15 protein-coding genes are annotated in these 16,161 nt (G+C 65.2%); 4 read left to right on the top strand and 11 right to left on the bottom strand.

Translation table 11 applies throughout. The features are described from left to right. The first annotated feature begins 2 nt into the window (after positions 1-2). From fliN to JQ621_RS10615, 3 genes are all read left to right on the top strand, one after another. Positions 3-353 (top strand): flagellar motor switch protein FliN, encoded by a 351-nt coding sequence (fliN, locus tag JQ621_RS10625; RefSeq protein ID WP_212234429.1) that lies wholly within the window; start codon positions 3-5, stop codon positions 351-353. 54 nt (positions 354-407) lie between these two features. Next, positions 408-1,793 carry a sigma-54-dependent transcriptional regulator FlbD gene (gene flbD / locus JQ621_RS10620; RefSeq protein WP_212234428.1) on the top strand — a complete coding sequence of 462 codons (1,386 nt, stop codon included), beginning with the start codon at positions 408-410 and terminating at the stop codon, positions 1,791-1,793. Between the two features lie 339 nt (positions 1,794-2,132). Continuing rightward, positions 2,133-3,281, top strand: coding sequence for a M20 family metallopeptidase (locus JQ621_RS10615; protein ID WP_212234426.1), 1,149 nt, complete (start codon positions 2,133-2,135; stop codon positions 3,279-3,281). A gap of 35 nt (positions 3,282-3,316) precedes the next feature. Here JQ621_RS10615 and JQ621_RS10610 read toward each other — a convergent pair whose 3' ends face one another. The 11 genes from JQ621_RS10610 to JQ621_RS10560 all read right to left on the bottom strand — a co-directional run bounded on the left by JQ621_RS10610 (position 3,317) and on the right by JQ621_RS10560 (position 15,310). After that, positions 3,317-3,472 carry a hypothetical protein gene (locus JQ621_RS10610; protein ID WP_212234424.1) on the bottom strand — a complete coding sequence of 52 codons (156 nt, stop codon included), beginning with the start codon at positions 3,470-3,472 and terminating at the stop codon, positions 3,317-3,319. 86 nt (positions 3,473-3,558) lie between these two features. Continuing rightward, positions 3,559-4,140 carry a flavin reductase family protein gene (locus JQ621_RS10605; RefSeq protein ID WP_212234423.1) on the bottom strand — a complete coding sequence of 194 codons (582 nt, stop codon included), beginning with the start codon at positions 4,138-4,140 and terminating at the stop codon, positions 3,559-3,561. A 32-nt stretch (positions 4,141-4,172) separates the two neighbouring features. Next, on the bottom strand, positions 4,173-5,012 hold the full coding sequence (locus tag JQ621_RS10600; RefSeq protein WP_212234421.1) for an ATP-binding cassette domain-containing protein: 840 nt from the start codon (positions 5,010-5,012) through the stop codon (positions 4,173-4,175). A gap of 20 nt (positions 5,013-5,032) precedes the next feature. Continuing rightward, positions 5,033-5,839, bottom strand: a complete 807-nt coding sequence (locus tag JQ621_RS10595) for an ABC transporter permease subunit (RefSeq protein WP_212234419.1) — start codon at positions 5,837-5,839, stop codon at positions 5,033-5,035. Then, positions 5,836-6,993, bottom strand: a complete 1,158-nt coding sequence (gene ssuD / locus JQ621_RS10590; protein WP_212234418.1) for an FMNH2-dependent alkanesulfonate monooxygenase — start codon at positions 6,991-6,993, stop codon at positions 5,836-5,838. The genes JQ621_RS10595 and ssuD overlap by 4 nt, the downstream gene beginning before the upstream one ends. Before the next feature lie 423 nt (positions 6,994-7,416). Next, complete coding sequence (locus JQ621_RS10585; protein WP_212234416.1) at positions 7,417-8,586, bottom strand: cytochrome P450; 1,170 nt, start codon at positions 8,584-8,586, stop codon at positions 7,417-7,419. A 35-nt stretch (positions 8,587-8,621) separates the two neighbouring features. After that, positions 8,622-9,098 (bottom strand): hypothetical protein, encoded by a 477-nt coding sequence (locus JQ621_RS10580; RefSeq protein WP_212234415.1) that lies wholly within the window; start codon positions 9,096-9,098, stop codon positions 8,622-8,624. A 14-nt stretch (positions 9,099-9,112) separates the two neighbouring features. Beyond that, positions 9,113-12,262, bottom strand: a complete 3,150-nt coding sequence (locus tag JQ621_RS10575) for an efflux RND transporter permease subunit (protein WP_212234413.1) — start codon at positions 12,260-12,262, stop codon at positions 9,113-9,115. Further along, positions 12,259-13,335, bottom strand: a complete 1,077-nt coding sequence (locus tag JQ621_RS10570; protein WP_212234411.1) for an efflux RND transporter periplasmic adaptor subunit — start codon at positions 13,333-13,335, stop codon at positions 12,259-12,261. Before JQ621_RS10570 ends, JQ621_RS10575 begins: the two co-directional genes overlap by 4 nt. Further along, positions 13,332-14,459, bottom strand: coding sequence for an efflux RND transporter periplasmic adaptor subunit (locus JQ621_RS10565; RefSeq protein WP_212234410.1), 1,128 nt, complete (start codon positions 14,457-14,459; stop codon positions 13,332-13,334). Before JQ621_RS10565 ends, JQ621_RS10570 begins: the two co-directional genes overlap by 4 nt. Next, entirely contained in the window at positions 14,456-15,310 is an 855-nt protein-coding gene (locus JQ621_RS10560; RefSeq protein ID WP_212235011.1) for a sensor histidine kinase family protein, read from the bottom strand. Before JQ621_RS10560 ends, JQ621_RS10565 begins: the two co-directional genes overlap by 4 nt. 171 nt (positions 15,311-15,481) lie before the next feature. Between JQ621_RS10560 and JQ621_RS10555 the strand changes: the two genes are divergently transcribed. Then, positions 15,482-16,144, top strand: a complete 663-nt coding sequence (locus JQ621_RS10555) for a TetR/AcrR family transcriptional regulator (protein ID WP_212234408.1) — start codon at positions 15,482-15,484, stop codon at positions 16,142-16,144. Positions 16,145-16,161: the final 17 nt, after the last annotated feature.

The raw sequence follows: 16,161 nt of genomic DNA, 5'->3' as shown, positions 1-16,161 counted from the left end.
CCATGAGCGAGAACGACGGACAGGTTCCGCTGCCTGATCTCAACGGCCCGTTGCCGCCGGCTGGCACTGACGTCGGCTACAACGAGGACGAATATGCCTCGCGCGTCGCCGCCGACCTCGAAGCCGTCTTCGACGTGCCGGTGCAGGTCTCGGCGGTGCTCGGTCGCTCCAAGATGGATGTCGGCGAGCTGCTGAAGCTCGGGCCCGGCACCGTACTCGAGCTCGACCGCCGCGTCGGTGAGGCGATCGACATCTACGTCAACAACAAGCTCGTCGCCCGCGGCGAGGTGGTGCTGGTCGAAGACAAGCTCGGCGTGACCATGACGGAAATCATCAAGACGGAACGCGGCTAGAGCGCGCTTAGGGAATAAAGCGCGGCAGCGCGAACAGACGGACAGGAGACTGACATGCGGCTTCTCATCGTTGGCACATTAAAGGGCCAGCTCACCACGGCCACCAAGATCGCGATGGAGAACGGCGCCACCGTGACCCACGCCGAGGATCACGAACAGGCGATGCGCGTGCTGCGCGGCGGCAAGGGCGCCGACCTCTTGCTGGTCGACGTCGCCCTCGACATCCGCGACCTCGTGATGCGGCTCGAGGCCGAGCATATCCACGCGCCGATCGTCGCCTGCGGCATCACCAACGACGCCCGCGCCGCGGTCGCCGCGATCCACGCCGGCGCCAAGGAATACATCCCGCTGCCGCCGGATCCGGAGCTGATCGCAGCGGTGCTCGCAGCGGTCGCCAACGATTCACGCGAGCTGGTCTACCGCGACGAGGCGATGGCGCGGGTCATCAAGCTTGCCCAGCAGATCGCAGGCTCCGACGCCTCGGTGATGATCACCGGCGAATCCGGAACGGGCAAGGAAGTGCTGGCCCGCTACGTCCACACCCGCTCGGCTCGCGCCAAGCGCCCGTTCATTTCGATCAACTGCGCCGCGATCCCCGAGCATCTGCTGGAATCCGAGCTGTTCGGCCACGAGAAGGGTGCCTTCACCGGCGCGATCGCCCGCCGCATCGGCAAGTTCGAGGAAGCGACCGGCGGCACGCTGCTGCTGGACGAAATCTCCGAGATGGACGTCCGCCTGCAATCGAAGCTGCTCCGCGCCATCCAGGAGCGCGTGATCGACCGCGTCGGCGGCACCAAGCCGGTGCCGGTCGACATCCGCATCATCGCGACCTCGAACCGCAATCTGGCGGACGCCGTGCGCGAAGGCACGTTCCGCGAGGACCTGCTGTTCCGCCTCAACGTCGTGAATTTGAAGATCCCGCCGCTGCGCGAGCGCCCGCTCGACATCCTTGAGCTCGCCCAGCACTTCGTGAAGAAATATGCGGACGCCAACGGCGTGCCCGTGCGCCCGATCTCGGCCGACGCCCGCCGCGTGCTCTCGACCAACCGCTGGCAGGGCAACGTCCGCGAGCTCGAAAACACCATGCACCGCTCGGTGCTGATGGCGCAGGGCGACGAGATCGGCCCCGACGCGATCCTCACCCCGGACGGCGACCGCCTCGACCTCGCCAAGACGCCGCCGGCCGTGGCGCATGCCACCATGGCTGCCGAGCAGGTGACACGAGCACTGGTGGGCCGCACCGTCGCCGACGTCGAACGCGACCTGATCCTGGAGACGCTGAAGCACTGCCTCGGCAACCGGACCCATGCCGCCAACATCCTCGGCATCTCGATCCGCACGCTGCGCAACAAGCTCAACGAATATTCCGACGTCGGCATCCCGATCACGCCGGCGGGTACGCCGGGCGAATATCCGCGGATGCCGATGATCGGGGCGTAGGGCTCCAGCCGAGTTCGAGAGGAAGCGAATGCCCGGCCGGTGCCGGGCATTTTTGTTGTAGGCGAAGTACAGAAAGGCGCCAGATCCACGATGTCGTCCTGGCGAAAGCCAGGACCCATTACCCCAGGTAGGAGTTTGGCGAAGATTCGTCGTTTGGTACTCCTACCGCCCTCCGTCGATAGATTCCGCGGTATGGGTCCTGGCTTTCGCCAGGACGACATTGGGGAGGCAGCGTGCGCCAAAGCCGCAGACTGCGACATGGCCGCACCGCATCCGGCGACTAGGTCCCCGCCGCGCGAGGCTCTATAATCGCTCGCGAGAACCACCCCAAGGGACCACATGTCTGAAGCTCAAATCACGGATTGGCTGGCGTCGCAGCGGCAGGCCATGATCGATCTCTTGCGCGATGTCGTGAACATCGATTCCGGGTCCTATGACAAGGAAGGCGTCGATGCGGTCGGCGCGCGGTTCGAGCGGCATTTTTCCGAGCACGGCATTCCTTACAGGCGCGAGCGCCACGACAATTTTGGCGACGCCATCCATGCCGAGGTGGCCAAGCCGGGCAGCAACGAGAAGCCGGTGCTGTTGATGGGGCACCGCGACACCGTGTTCGGCAAGGGCGAGGCCGGGCGTCGCCCGTTCACGATCAAGGACAAGCGAGCCTACGGGCCCGGCGTTGCCGACATGAAGGCCGGCGTCGTGATGAACATCTTCGTGGCCACCGCTTTCCACAAATTCGGCGGCAACCCGCATCCGATCAAGTTGCTGATCACCTCGGACGAGGAGATCGGCTCGCCCTCGTCGCGGCCGGTGATCGAGCGCGAGGGTCGCTCCGCGCGCGCCGTGTTCAACTCCGAGCCGGGCCGCCCCACCGGCAACGTCGTCACCGGCCGCAAGGGCGGCGTCTTCATGCATATGGCTGTCACCGGCAAGGCCGCGCATTCCGGCGGCAACTTCACCGCGGGCGTCAGCGCGATCGGCGAGCTCGCGCACAAGATCATCCAGATCCACGCACTGACCGACCTCACCAAGGGCATCACGCTCAATGTCGGTCTCATCTCGGGCGGCCAGTCCGTGAACACGACTGCGCCTTACGCCGAGGGCCAGATCGACATGCGCTATGTCGATCCGAAAGATCGCGCCACGGTCATGGCCGAGATCGAGCGGATCATCGCGACGCCTTACGTGCCCGGCACCAGCGCGACGCTGACGATCAAGGGCGAGTTCGTGCCTGTCGTGCAGAGCGAGAGCTCGAAGGCGCTGTTCGAGAATTATCAGGCCGCGGCCAGGCAGGCCGGCCTCACCACGCTGCAAGGCGAGTTCTCCGGCGGCTGCGCCGATTCCGGCTTCACCGCCGCGGTTGGAACGCCGACCATCTGCGGCGTCGGGCCCGTGGGCGGACTCGCGCATTCGCCGGAGGAATATCTCGAGCTCGACAGCATCGTGCCGCGTGCACAGGCGCTGGCGCTGGCGATTTTGCGGGGGTAGTCGTCAAGCCCGGCCATGACGAGGAGAGAGCGTCGTCACGAATAACTCGGTGCGTCCGGACTGCGGAAGATGTGGATGGGATCGCCAGGCACGAATGGCTGGCCGCGGAGCATGGCATAGGCGTAGAGCGCGAGATAAGCGATCGCCAGCGCGCCGATGGCATAGAAAACCCAGGTCCCGACGCGCTTCATCATTCCGCTCCATGGCCATCCCGGATGGGAGGCTTCATGCGGCTTCTAGAGCGATGAAGGATAAAACACCAGCCTGAGCGCGGCGATCAAGCGCCGCGGAGGCTGCGGGCGGGAACGCTGACCTCGGCGAGCCGGGCGGCGTCCTCGTCCTGATCAACCGCCACATACTGGCCATGCCAGTAAGCGAGCGCCGCGGTGCGTACCGAGTTCCTGATCGTCCCGACACGACCGATGACGATGCCGTGCGAATGGCGCTCGACGATCTCCTCGACCTCGCAATCGACCGCAGACAATGCCCCGACCAGCAGCGGCACGCCAGAGATCGCCGTGACCCACTGGCTGCCGGCGAAACGCTCGGCGCCCTTCAGCCCGCCTTTGCCGGCAAAGCGCTCGGCAATGTCGAGCTGATCTGCCGCAAGGATGTTCACGCCGAAGGCACCGTAACGGCGGATCAGCGGAAATGACGACGCATCGCGGTTGACGCTGACCAGCAGCGTCGGCGGATCGACCGACAGCGACGTCACCGAGGTGACCGTCATGCCGGTGATGTCCTTGCCTCGCCCGGCGGTGATGATGCTGACACCACCGGTGAGGTGGCGCATGGCGCCGCGGAAATCGGCGGACGAGACGGGGGTTTCGGTCATGAGCTCGCGAGGGACTACATTCATGGCATGCTCCCCGAAGCGGGGCTCCTCACTATTTAGGTACGATCGTCCGCCGACAAAAGATGGCTCAGGATCGAGCCTTCCAGGCCGGCGAGCTCGACCGAGCCCCGCGTGCGCGGTCTGCTGGCATTAACCATGACGTCGTGGGCAATCCGCCCCTCCTCGATCACCAGCACCCGGTCGGCCAGGGCGACCGCCTCCGAGACGTCATGGGTCACCAGGATCGCCGTAAAGCCCTGGTCGCGCCAGACCCGCTCCAGAAGCCGCTGCATCGCGATCCGGGTCAGTGCATCGAGCGCGCCAAGCGGCTCGTCGAAGGCGAGGACGCGCGGCCGGGCGACGAGCGCACGGGCGAGCGCGACGCGCTGCTTCTGGCCGCCCGACAGCACTGACGGCCACTGATCGCGCTTGTCGCCGAGACCGACCTCGGCGAGCGCCCTCTCCGCCCGGGCATGCGCATCGCCGGACGAACGATCGCGGCCGAGACCGACCTCGACATTGGAGAGCACCCGTGCCCATGGCAACAGACGCGGCTCCTGAAACATCACCCGGATGTCCTCGGGCTGGATCGCCGCGTCGCCGAAGCTGATGCTGCCGGCGTCGATCTTTTCCAGGCCGGCGATCAGGCGCAGCAGCGTGCTCTTGCCGCAGCCGCTCTTGCCGACGATCGCGACGAACTGGCGGGCCGGAATGTGCAGATCGATGCCGCGCAGCACCTCATTGTCGCCGAAAGATTTGCGCAAGCCCCGGATGTCGAGCGGCAGGCCGCTGGTGTGCACCGGGCGTTCTTCGCGCACCACACGGGCGCGAGGCGCGAAATTGGCGCGGCTGGCGAGCTCAGTCTCGGGAAGGGTGGTGCGAAGCGCTGTCTGCATGTGATTCCCAGTATTTCTGCTCAACGTTTCTGGAAGGCGGGGTGCCAGGCGAGCGTCAGCCGCTCCAGCACGCGGGAAGCGCTGTCGGCGAGCTTGCCGAGCAAGGCGTAGATCAGGATCGAGAGCACGACGACGTCGATCAGCATGAACTCGCGCGCCTGCATCGCCATGTAGCCGAGGCCCGACGAGGCCGCGATGGTCTCGGCGACGATCAGCGTCAGCCACATGATGCCGAGCGCGAAGCGAATGCCGACGAAGATCGACGGCAGCGCGCCGGGAAGGATCACGCGGCGGAACAACTCGCGATCGGTCATGCCGTAGATGCGGCCCATCTCGATCAGCTGCGGATCGACGGTGCGGATGCCGTGCAGCGTGTTGAGATAGATCGGGAAGAACACGCCGAGCGCGACGATAAACAGCTTTGCGCCCTCGTCGATGCCGAACCAGAGGATGACCAGCGGGATCAGCGCCAGATGCGGCACGTTACGCACCATCTGCAGCGTCGTGTCGGTCAGTCTGGCCGAAAGCTGCGACAGCCCGTTGGCGAGGCCGAAGGCAAATCCGATGCTGCCGCCAACCAGGAAGCCGATCGAGGCGCGCCAGAACGAAACCCAGATGTTGCGCACGAGCTCGCCCGACAGCAGCAGCTTCCAGCCGGCGAGCGCCACATCGCTCGGTGCCGGCAGCACGCGCGCCGGCACGAGGCCTGCGACGCTCGCCACCTGCCAGATCGCGATGACGGCGAGCGGCACGATCCACTCGACGAGGCCGCCCGCGCGCGGCAGGCGAAAGCCGCGCGGGAGCGAGATGCTGTCGATGAGGCTCATGATTGCGAGGCCCGATGCTGTGGACGGTAATCGCTGCCGACCGTTTCGCCGAATGCACCGCCGTTGAAATGCAGCCTCGTCACGTTATCGGGCTGCTCCAGCGAGAGCAGCGGGAACACCAGCTCGGCAAAGCGATAGGCTTCCTCCAGATGCGGGTAGCCCGACATGATGAAGGTATCGATGCCGATGTCCTGATACTCCTTGATACGGGCGGCCACCGTCTGGGCGTCGCCGACCAGCGCCGTGCCGGCACCGCCGCGCACGAGGCCAACGCCGGCCCAGAGGTTCGGGGCGATCTCGAGCTTGTCGCGCTTGCCGCCGTGCAGCTGTGCCATGCGCTGCTGGCCGACCGAATCCATCCGCGCAAAGTTCTTCTGCGCCGTCGCGATGGTCTCGTCGCTGACATGCTTGATCAGCTCGTTCGCGGCGCGCCAGGCCTCTTCGTTGGTCTCGCGAACGATCACGTGAAGCCGGATGCCGAAGGACAGCTTGCGGCCGCGCGCGGCTGCGACGTCCCTCACCTTCGCGATCTTCTCGGCCACCAGGGCCGGCGGCTCGCCCCAGGTGAGATATTTGTCGACGGCATCGACCGCGACGTCGATGCCGGCATCCGACGAGCCGCCGAAGTAGAGCGGCGGCCGCGGCGACTGCACCGGATGGAACAGCAGCTTGCCATCCTCGATGCGGATGTGCTTGCCCTCGACATTGACGGTCTTGCCCGCGAGCAGGTCGCTATAGACGTTGAGGAACTCGCGGGTGACCTCGTAGCGCTCGTCATGACCGAGGAAGATGCCGTCGCCCTTGTTCTCGACGGGATCGCCGCCGGTGACGACGTTGATCAGCAGCCGGCCATTGGTGACGCGATCGAGCGTCGCGGTCATGCGTGCGGCGACCGTCGGCGATTGCAGGCCGGGGCGGACGGCGACGAGATAGCACAGCCGCTCGGTGAAAGGCGCGACGCTCGAGGCGACGATCCAGGAGTCCTCGCAGGAGCGCCCGGTCGGCAGCAGCACGCCGTAATAGCCGAGCTGGTCGGCGGCCTGCGCGACCTGGCGCAGATAGTTGAAGTTGACCTCGCGGCCACCGATGCCGGTGCCGAGATAGCGGCCGTCGCCGTGGGTCGGCAGGAACCAGAGGATGTTGCTCTTGCTCATTGATCTGCTCCTATCCGTAGGACGTGCCGACAGCGGCAGCGACGATGCCGATCGACATGACGATGGCTGCGATCACGCGTTGAAGGATGCGCCTCATGTTGGGACCTCTTCATCTTTGCAGCATGATGGTGCGGGGCCGCAGGGGTGTCGAGACGCTCGGGAAAATAGCGATGCGAGCACTGCGCGCGAGGCGAGACGCATGATTAATCTTTCAAGCGCGCGCCACGATGCAGATGGAATTTTTCCGCACGCGAATGTGAGAGCTTACGCGCGCGGAACGAAGCCGCGAAAACAACCCCATGCACAGTAGCCGGAGCGCGCCAAAACAACGACTTGCGAATTATCCGAAATATATTTGACTCGTCGGGCAAAACAGGGATAGGATGGCATGATGGCAGCGTCCGGCTGGGGGGCCCTGCCCGGCTATTGCAGCCACCGCACCGGCAAATTCTGCAGGCCCCGGAACGCCCAGCCGCCGATCCGCACCGGCTCGTGATCGGACAGCTCGATATGCCCGGCGCGCGCGAATACGGTCGGCAGCGCGACGTCGGCGATCATCGCGCGTGAGGCCCAGGCGCCGGCGCAAAAATGCGGGCCCGCGCCGAAGGCGACGCTCTTGGAGGTATCACGCCGCACGTCGAACTGATCGGCACGCTCGAAATGCTTCTCGTCGCGGTTGGCCGAGCCGAACATCAGGAACACGCGCTCATCGATCTCGAACGACACATCGCGGATCGTCCACGGCTTCGCGATGCGCCGCGGCGACATGCCGATCGGCGATATCCAGCGGGCATATTCCTCGAACGCCGCGAGCCACGTCACCTCGCCTTTGCGAACGAGATCGAGTTGCTCGGGATGCGTCAGCAGCGCCCATACCGTGCCCGCGATCGCCTTGCGCGGCTCGTTCTGGCCGCCCGAGATGGCGAGTTTGACATTGGCACGCACGCTCTCCATCGGCATGCCTGAGGCAAGCAGAACACCGAGAATGCTTTGATCCGGATGCTTCCGCATCACCGGCAGGATGTCGTCGATCGCAGCATCGATGCCTGACGTCGCCGCATGACAGCGCGCCTCGATCGCGGGATCTCCGCCGTAATTGGCGATGCCCTCGATCATGCCCTGCGACCAGGCATCCATGTCGGCGAAACCGATGTTGGTGAGGCCGGTGATCGATTTCAGGCATTCGCCGGAGAACGGCAGCGCGAAGTCGCGCATGAAGTCGATCCGGCTGCCCGGCTCGATTGCATCGATGATGCGATCGGCGTGGGCCTGGAACAGCGCCGTCCAGTGCGCCTTCACCGTTTTCGGAGACACCGTCGGAAACATCGCGCGCCGCTCGACCTGATGCGCCTCGCCATCCTTGCGCATCATGTTGTGGCCCATCAGCCGGTTCATCAGCCCGGCCGGCTGGTGCGAGGAGAACACGTCGATCTGCTTTTCGGAGATCGAGATGTCGTCGCGGCTCGTCAGCAGCGTCGAGCCAAGCTGCGGCACGAAGGCGATCGGCGCCTCCTTGCGCATTTTGGCAAGCATCGGATAGGGGTCGGCCCAGAACGCGGCAGGGTCGATGTCGATGCGCGGCGCGGTGCTCAAGCGTGCGTCCCCCGGGCTGATTTGTACTCTCTGGCCTATTCGCACACCATAATGCGCCGATAACGCCTGTAAACGTAGTAGCAGCCGCTATCGGAGGAATAGCGCGAGCCACCATAGGCGTAGGCGGCGTAAGCGCTGGCCGCATAGGCGGCGCGATAGCCGTACCGGGATTCACCGTAGCGGCCGGAGCCTCCGATGCGGTTGTAGGTCACCGATGTGGAACGCGCCGCGTTCGCCACTGCCGGTCCGCCCCGACCGGCTACTCCGAGAGCACCGCGCGGCGCAGGCGCACCAAGGCCGGCACGCGGCGCACCGCCCGCCGCCATCGGAGGACGAACCGCGAAGGCCGGAGGACCTCCGGCTGCCGGCGGAGGCGGCCCGCCGGCCGCAACAGGCGGAGGCCCCGCCATCGGGGGCGGCGGAGGAAACTGTGCGAACGCCGCATTGGACAACAACGTCATGGTTGCGAATGCTGCGGGGATCGACAGCATCAATGATATCTTGCGGGACATGGTCGCTTCTCTCGTTAGGACTGAGTTTCGAGCACGGGCACCGGCCTGGAGACGGAGATCGCCTCCGTGGCCGGTGCGTCGTGCGCAGGCGGGACCGGCTCATCTGTGGATTGGTCATCGCTGTGGGCAGGGTGAATGCAGAACCAGGCCACATACAGCGCCGGCAGGAACAGGAGCGTCAGCAGCGTGCCGACGATGATGCCACCCATCATCGCGTAGGCCATCGGACCCCAGAAGATCTCGCGCGCGATCGGAATCAGCGCGAGACTTGCGGCCGCTGCGGTCAGCAGGATCGGTCGCATGCGATGCTCCGTCGCCTCCACGACAGCGTCCCACGCCGGACGCCCCTCCTTTCTCAGATCCTCGATCTGCACGATCAGGATCACCGAGTTGCGGACGAGGATGCCGATCAGCGCGAGGACGCCGAGGATGGCGACGAAGCCGAGCGGTGCGCCGCTCGGCAGCAGCGCCATGACGACGCCGATCACGGCGAGCGGGGCGACGGCGAACACCAGGAACAAGCGATGGAAGCTCTGCAGCTGGATCATCAGGACGGTGGCCATGACAAAGAGCATGAGCGGAACGACAGCCACGATCGGTGCCTGACTCTTGGCGCTCTCCTCCACGGAGCCGCCGAGCTTCACCGAATAGCCGGCCGGCAGCCCCCTGGTGAATTCCGCGACCTTCGGCGCGAGCTGATCCACCACCGTCTTGGGCTGCACGTTGCCAACGATACCGGCCTTCAACGTGATGGTGGGAATCCGCGCACGCCGCCAGATCGTCGGCTGCTCGAGCTCGTAACGCAAATTGGCCACGGCCCCGAGCGGCACGGATTGGCCGCCGAGCCCGGTCAGCTGCAGGTCGCGCAGCGTGTCGATGGACGCACGTTCCGGCGCGGTCGCGCGTCCCGTGACATTGACGAGATAGATGCTGTCACGCACCTGCGTGATCGGCGTGCCCTCGAGCACGGAGTTCAAGGTCGTGGCGATGTCTTCCGACGTGACGCCGAGCTGGCGCGCCTTGTCCTGGAGAACGTCGACCTTGACGACGCGGGCCGGCTCCATCCAGTCGAACACGACATTGCCGAGATCGGGATTGCTGCGCACGATGCCGGCGAGCTTCTGCGACAGATCCCGCACCTTCGCGATGTCAGGCCCGCTCAGGCGATACTGCACGGGACGCCCCACCGGCGGACCGACCTCGAGCAGCTTGACGTAGGTGTCGGTCCCCGGGAACGTCCTCTTCAGGTAGTCCTCGAACCGTGCCTTGACCTGGTCGCGCGCCTTGATACCGCCCTTGGTCACGACAACCATCTGGCCGAACCAGGTGTTGGCGGTCTGCACGTCGAAGGACAGGACGAAGCGCGGCGAACCGGTGCCGACATAGGTCGACCAGTGATCGACCGCATTGTCGCCCTGGAGCTGTTCGCGCTCGAAGCGCGCCATCTGCGCATTGGTATCGGCGATCGAGGCGTTCTGCGGCAGGTTCCAGTCGATCACGAGCTCGGCGCGGTCCGACGACGGGAAGAACTGCTGCTGGACGAAATTCATGCCGAACAAGGCGAGCAGGAAGGCCGCAACCGTCACGCCGATCGTCATCCAGCGGCGATGCATGCAGAACAGCAGGAGACGCGCGAACAACTGCGCCGCGCGCCCCTTCTGCTCATGATGACCCTTCATCCTGGCGGGCAGGATGGTGACACCGAGCAAGGGCGTGAACAGCACCGCGACGATCCAGGAAACGATCAGCGAGACGGCGATGACCACGAACAGCGTGAAGGTGAATTCGCCCGCATTGCTGCTGTTGAGCCCGATCGGAATGAAGCCGGCAACGGTCACCAGCGTGCCCGTCAGCATCGGGAACGCCGTCGACGTATAGACGTGCGTTGCCGCCTTCTCGAGGGGATCGCCGATCTCGAGCCGCGCCACCATCATTTCGACGGCAATCATGGCGTCATCAACCAGCAGACCCAGCGCGATGATCAGCGCGCCAAGCGAAATTCGCTGAAGCGAAATGCCGGCATAGGCCATCACGACGAAGGTGATGGCGAGAACCAGCGGGATTGCGATCGCCACGACAAGTCCGGCGCGCATCCCGAGGCTGAGAAAGCTGATGCCGAGAACGATGATCACAGCCTCGAACAGCGCCTCGGTGAAGCCGGAGACGGCATGCTCGACAACGATGGGCTGGTCTGCGACGAGGTGAACGCCGACGCCGACCGGCAAGTCGGCCGTGATTCTCGCCATCTGCTCCTTCAACGCCTCGCCGAAGTGCAGCAGGTTGGCGCCGGACTTCATGCCGATGGCAAGTGCGATCGCCGGCTCACCGTTGTATCTGAACAGGGTCCTGGCCGGGTCGGCATAACCGCGCGTAATGGTGGCGACGTCGGTCAGCGGAAAGAAGCGATCATTGATGCGCAGGTTGACCGCCTTCAGGCTTGCCTCCGACGTGAACTGGCCGTTCACCCGCACGCTGATCCGCTCCGGCCCCTCCTGGAACACACCGGACGGCGCGACCGCATTCTGCCCCTGCAGGGAATTCATGATGGCGTGCACGTCGAGACCGAGGGCGGCGATCTTGCGGGTGGAGAATTCGAGATAGATCACCTCGTCCTGCGCGCCCAGGATATCGACCTTGCCGACATCAGGCACGGTCAGGACCTTGGCGCGGATGTCCTCCACCTGGTCGCGCAGCTGACGTTGGCTCAGGCCGTCGCTGGTGAACGCATAGATGTTGCCGAACACGTCGCCGAAGCGGTCGTTGAAACCGGGTCCGATCACCCCTTGCGGAAAATCGCCCTTGATGTCCGCAATCATGTTGCGGACGCGAATCCAGGTGGGCTTCACGTCGGCAGCCTTGGTGCTGTCGCGCAAATACACGAAGACCGTGGTCTGGCCGGCGACGGTCACGCTCTTGGTGTAGTCGAGCGATTCCAGCTCCTCGAGTTTCTTCTCGATCCGGTCCGTGACCTGGCGCGTCATCTCCTCGGGCGAGGCACCCGGCCACTGGGCCTGGATCACCATGGTCTTGATGGTGAAGTCCGGGTCTTCCTGCCGCCCGAGCTGGAGATAGGCGAAAAGGCCCGCCGCCATGAACGCGATCATGAAATACCAGACGAGCGAACGATGCCCGAGCGCCCAGTCGGAAAGGTTGAACGACTTCATGGCTTTTCATCCTGTTCAATGCGGACTCGCTGTCCTTGCTTGAGGCTGTGGATTCCGGCGGTGACGACGCGCGCACCGGGCGCGAGTCCGCCGGTGACGCGCACGCCCGCCTGTTCAGCCACCAATTGGATTTCCTGCAGCAACGCCGTGCTGTCGCGTTGATCGACAGTCCAGACGAAATTCGCGCCGCCTTTGACGAGCACCGCGGAGGCGGGCAGGCGCAGGATCGTGCCCTGGTGCTTGTCGAGCTTTGCCGTGACGGTTGCACCGAGGCGAAAATTGTCAGGCGGATTGCTCAGCGCAATGCGGACCCGCCGCAGGCGCGTCATCGGATCGGCTTGCGGCGCAATCTCGCGAATCCTGCCTTCGGCCTGAACTGAAGGCAGCAGCTGCAAACTGACCGTGAATGGCAGGCCGACTTCCAGCGGCAGCGGGAATTCCTCGCCAATATCGACGACGGCCTCGCGAACATCCGGCCGTGCGATCGTCACCACGCTTTGGCCGGGAGACACCACCTGTCCGACTTCCGCACCGACGGCGGTGACCACGCCGGCGAAATCGGCCTTGATCTGCGAATAGCCGAGCTGTTCGATCGCCTTGGTCAGGTTTGCCTGTTCGTGCGCGACCGTCGCTTCGGCGCCGGCGCGCGCTTGCTCGGCGTTGTCGAGCGTCTGCTTTGTTGTCGCGTCGGTGGTGATGAGCGTTCGCTGCCGCTCCTCCGTGGCTCGGACGGTCGCAAACTGCGCCTCGGCCTTGGCAAGCTGCCCTTTGGCCGCGCGAACGGCGAGCTCAAGGGCCGTCGAGTCGACGATGCCGACCGTCTGTCCTTCGCTCACGATATCGCCGACATAGACCGGGCGCGCAGTCAGGCGTCCGAGCACGCGGAAGCCGAGATTGGTCTTGTAACGCGGCTCGATAACGCCGACCGCAACCACATCGTCGGCGTGGTCCGCCTCGAGCAGCACCGATTGGACGGGCCGCACGGGCTCCGGCGCAGCGGTCTCCTGCTGACATCCGGCAAGTGCGAGGGCGCATGCAAGCGGCCCTGCGACAATCACTGCACGGCGCGTCATGAGCGGTCTCCTTCATAAGTCACGGGCTGGCCCACGCTCAAAAGCTTGCCGCCGTCGACGACCACGCGCTCGCCCGGCTCGAGACCTGCCTTGATCAGGACTTCTCCGGCCTCGTAGCCACCGACCGTCACCGGCTTCAGCGAGGCTGTCCGCGTTGCCGGATCGACGGTCCACACTGCAGGCCTGGTGCCCGCTGCCATCAACGCACGCCAGGGCAACGCGATTTGTCGCTGGGCCCTTGCTTTCACGGATCCTGCGACGGGGCTTCCAAGCGTCATGGCGGCAGGCGGGTCCTTGATCGCCACCTTGACCCGAATGGTCGAACTCCTGGGGTCGACGGCCGGCGAGACCTCGCGGACCTCGCCGCTTGCGGTCACGCCCGCATCGGAGAGCAGCGTCAGCGAAACGCTGCGCTCGCCTTCATTGCCGAGGAAAATGGACTCGTAGACGTCAAAGACAGCGTCCCGCTCCCCATCCTGCGCCAGCGAAAACACGGGTTGCGCAGCCTGTACGACTTGGCCGGTTTCCAGATTGCGAGCGGTGACGACGCCGTCCGCTTCGGCGCGTAGCGCAGTGTAGCCAAGAGCGTCCTTCGACGTTCCGAGCTGTGCTTTTGCCGCTTCAAGCGCGGCCTCTGCGGTCCGCAATCCCTCCTGCGCCTGATCGTAGGCGGTACGCGTGGTGAAGCCGCTTGCGATCAGCGCTTTCTGCCGCTCGAAAGTCGCCTTCGCCACACGCAGCTGCGACTCCGCGGCGAGGACGGCCGCGGTCGCGGCATCCACATCCGCCTCCTGCTCGGAGGGATCGAGCAGCGCCAGCACCTCGCCGGCCTTGACGTGGGTCCCGACTTCGACATAGCGCGCGATCACGCGGCCGCTGACGCGGAACGACAGGTCGGCACGGAAGCGAGGCTGGACCTCGCCGGTCAGGGTGATCGAGGCTTGCCGGTCCTTCGGCTGAACGACCTCCGTGCGCACGAACGCGGCGTGCGCGGACGGAGCGGCGGTGCGATCGTTGCAGCCGCCGAGCGCCGCTACGATAAGCGCAAGCGCCAAGGCCGCGTGCGGCCTCGGCGCGCGGGCGATCGAATCATGTGTGGAATGGTTCGAGGAGCGGAATTTCATGACGCGTCCATAGGTTGAGAGGGTGACAACAACTCGCCCAGGACGTCCGCGCCCTTGCAAAGCGGAGCCTGTTCGTTCGGACGCGGTCGCAACACGTCCGGATCCGCTCCGACGGCGGCCGCTCGTCCGGCCTGTTCCGACGGGCCGGAGCCCAGGGCGGACGACGACCTGGCCTTCAGCAGGCGCGGCGACCTGATGTGGCGCCTCGCCATCGACCAGCTCGCCCGCTGCTCCCGCTCGCTCAAGTAAAACGAGAGAACGACGGAGGTGTAGTCGGCGGCGAAGCCGTGCTCGATCCGTCCACCGAGCCCCCTGGCAAGGTCGCTGCTGATCTCGAGCTCGCGGCCCCGAGGCGCCCGCGCCGACCGCGAGCCGTTGTCCAACACGACGCAGTTCGCCACGGCGCCGATGCGCGTCAGCTTGACCTTGATCTCGCCGCGGCGCGCGTCGAAATACGCATGCTTGGCTGCATTCAAGATGAGGTCGTGGAGGATCAGGCCAAGCCGATGGCACCGCTCCGACTGAAGCGGGAGAGATTCAGTGGTGAATGCCAGCCGGATCCCCATTCGATCGAGCAGAGTCTCGCGCAGAGCGCGTCCCAGTCTGCGGATGTAAGTCGCGGCGTCATTGAGGGCTTCGCCCCGGGGCGTCGCGAGCGCGCGATGCAGCTCGGCATGTCCGTGCAGCAGTTCGACCACATCGCTCAAGGCCGCCTTGGCTTCAGCCCCGTCGGCCCGGACGACGGCAGCGGAGACGAGTTCGATCGCCGAGGCGATCCCCTTATCGACCCTGTGGTGCAATTCGCGCAGCAGGACGCCGTCTTCCGGGCGGCGCGGGTCCTGGCTCAACATCGTCACGGCGATCTCCTGACCTCGATCTGTCGATCGGGACCGACCCGCACGCTCTCGCGGGCGTCCCTATTAAATAAACTATACCGTATATTTTCTTTTTCTTGCCTTTTCCGGGGAGGCGTGTCAAGTGCGATTCAGATGCGCACAGACTCGTGATTGGGAGATCGACGGATGGCAAAGAAGAGCAGCCCGAAGCGGGGCAGACCGCCCAAAGACCTGGCCGGCGACGTGCAGGCCCGCATCCTCGACGCAGCCCAGCAGCTCTTTCTCGAGAAGGGCTATCGCAGCGCGAGCATCGACGACATCTCCGAGATGGCACCCGCGAGCAAGCCAACCATTTATGCCCACTTTCCCGGCAAGGAAGCATTGTTCGCCGCCGTTGTGGCCCGCACGATCGGCGGGCTGACGGATTTCGGAGGCTTTGAACCCGAAGGCCGTACCCTTCACGACAAGCTGACGAGCCTCGGCACGGCGATCGTGGAAAAGGTCATGGAAGAATCGTTAGGCATGGTTCGCGCCACGATCGCGGAAGCGCAGCGCTTCCCTGAGTTGAGCCGCAACGTCCACGATGCAGCTCGCGACCGCTCCGTCAACGCCGTTTCCCAGCTTTTGAATGAAACGACGCAGAAGCTCGCGCGCGCGCCAAAAGGCCCCTTCAGCGGCAAGCGAAGCCTTGCCACCGCTCAGATCTTCCTGGATCTGATCCTGCTGCCTATGCTGTTCCGTTCGCTGGTGGGAGAGCCGCCGAGGGAACTGAGACGGGAGTTGTCGTCCTTCATGCACGAGCGGGTCGGCTTTTTCCTTGCGGCCTGCGAGGCGGACTGGACCCCGTGAGCGGGCAATCCGCCGCC

Origin of the sequence: Bradyrhizobium manausense (assembly GCF_018129685.1) — a bacterium.
In the GTDB taxonomy this organism is placed as follows: Bacteria; Pseudomonadota; Alphaproteobacteria; order Rhizobiales; family Xanthobacteraceae; genus Bradyrhizobium; species Bradyrhizobium manausense_D.
This window is presented reverse-complemented; position numbering and strand designations above follow the sequence as displayed.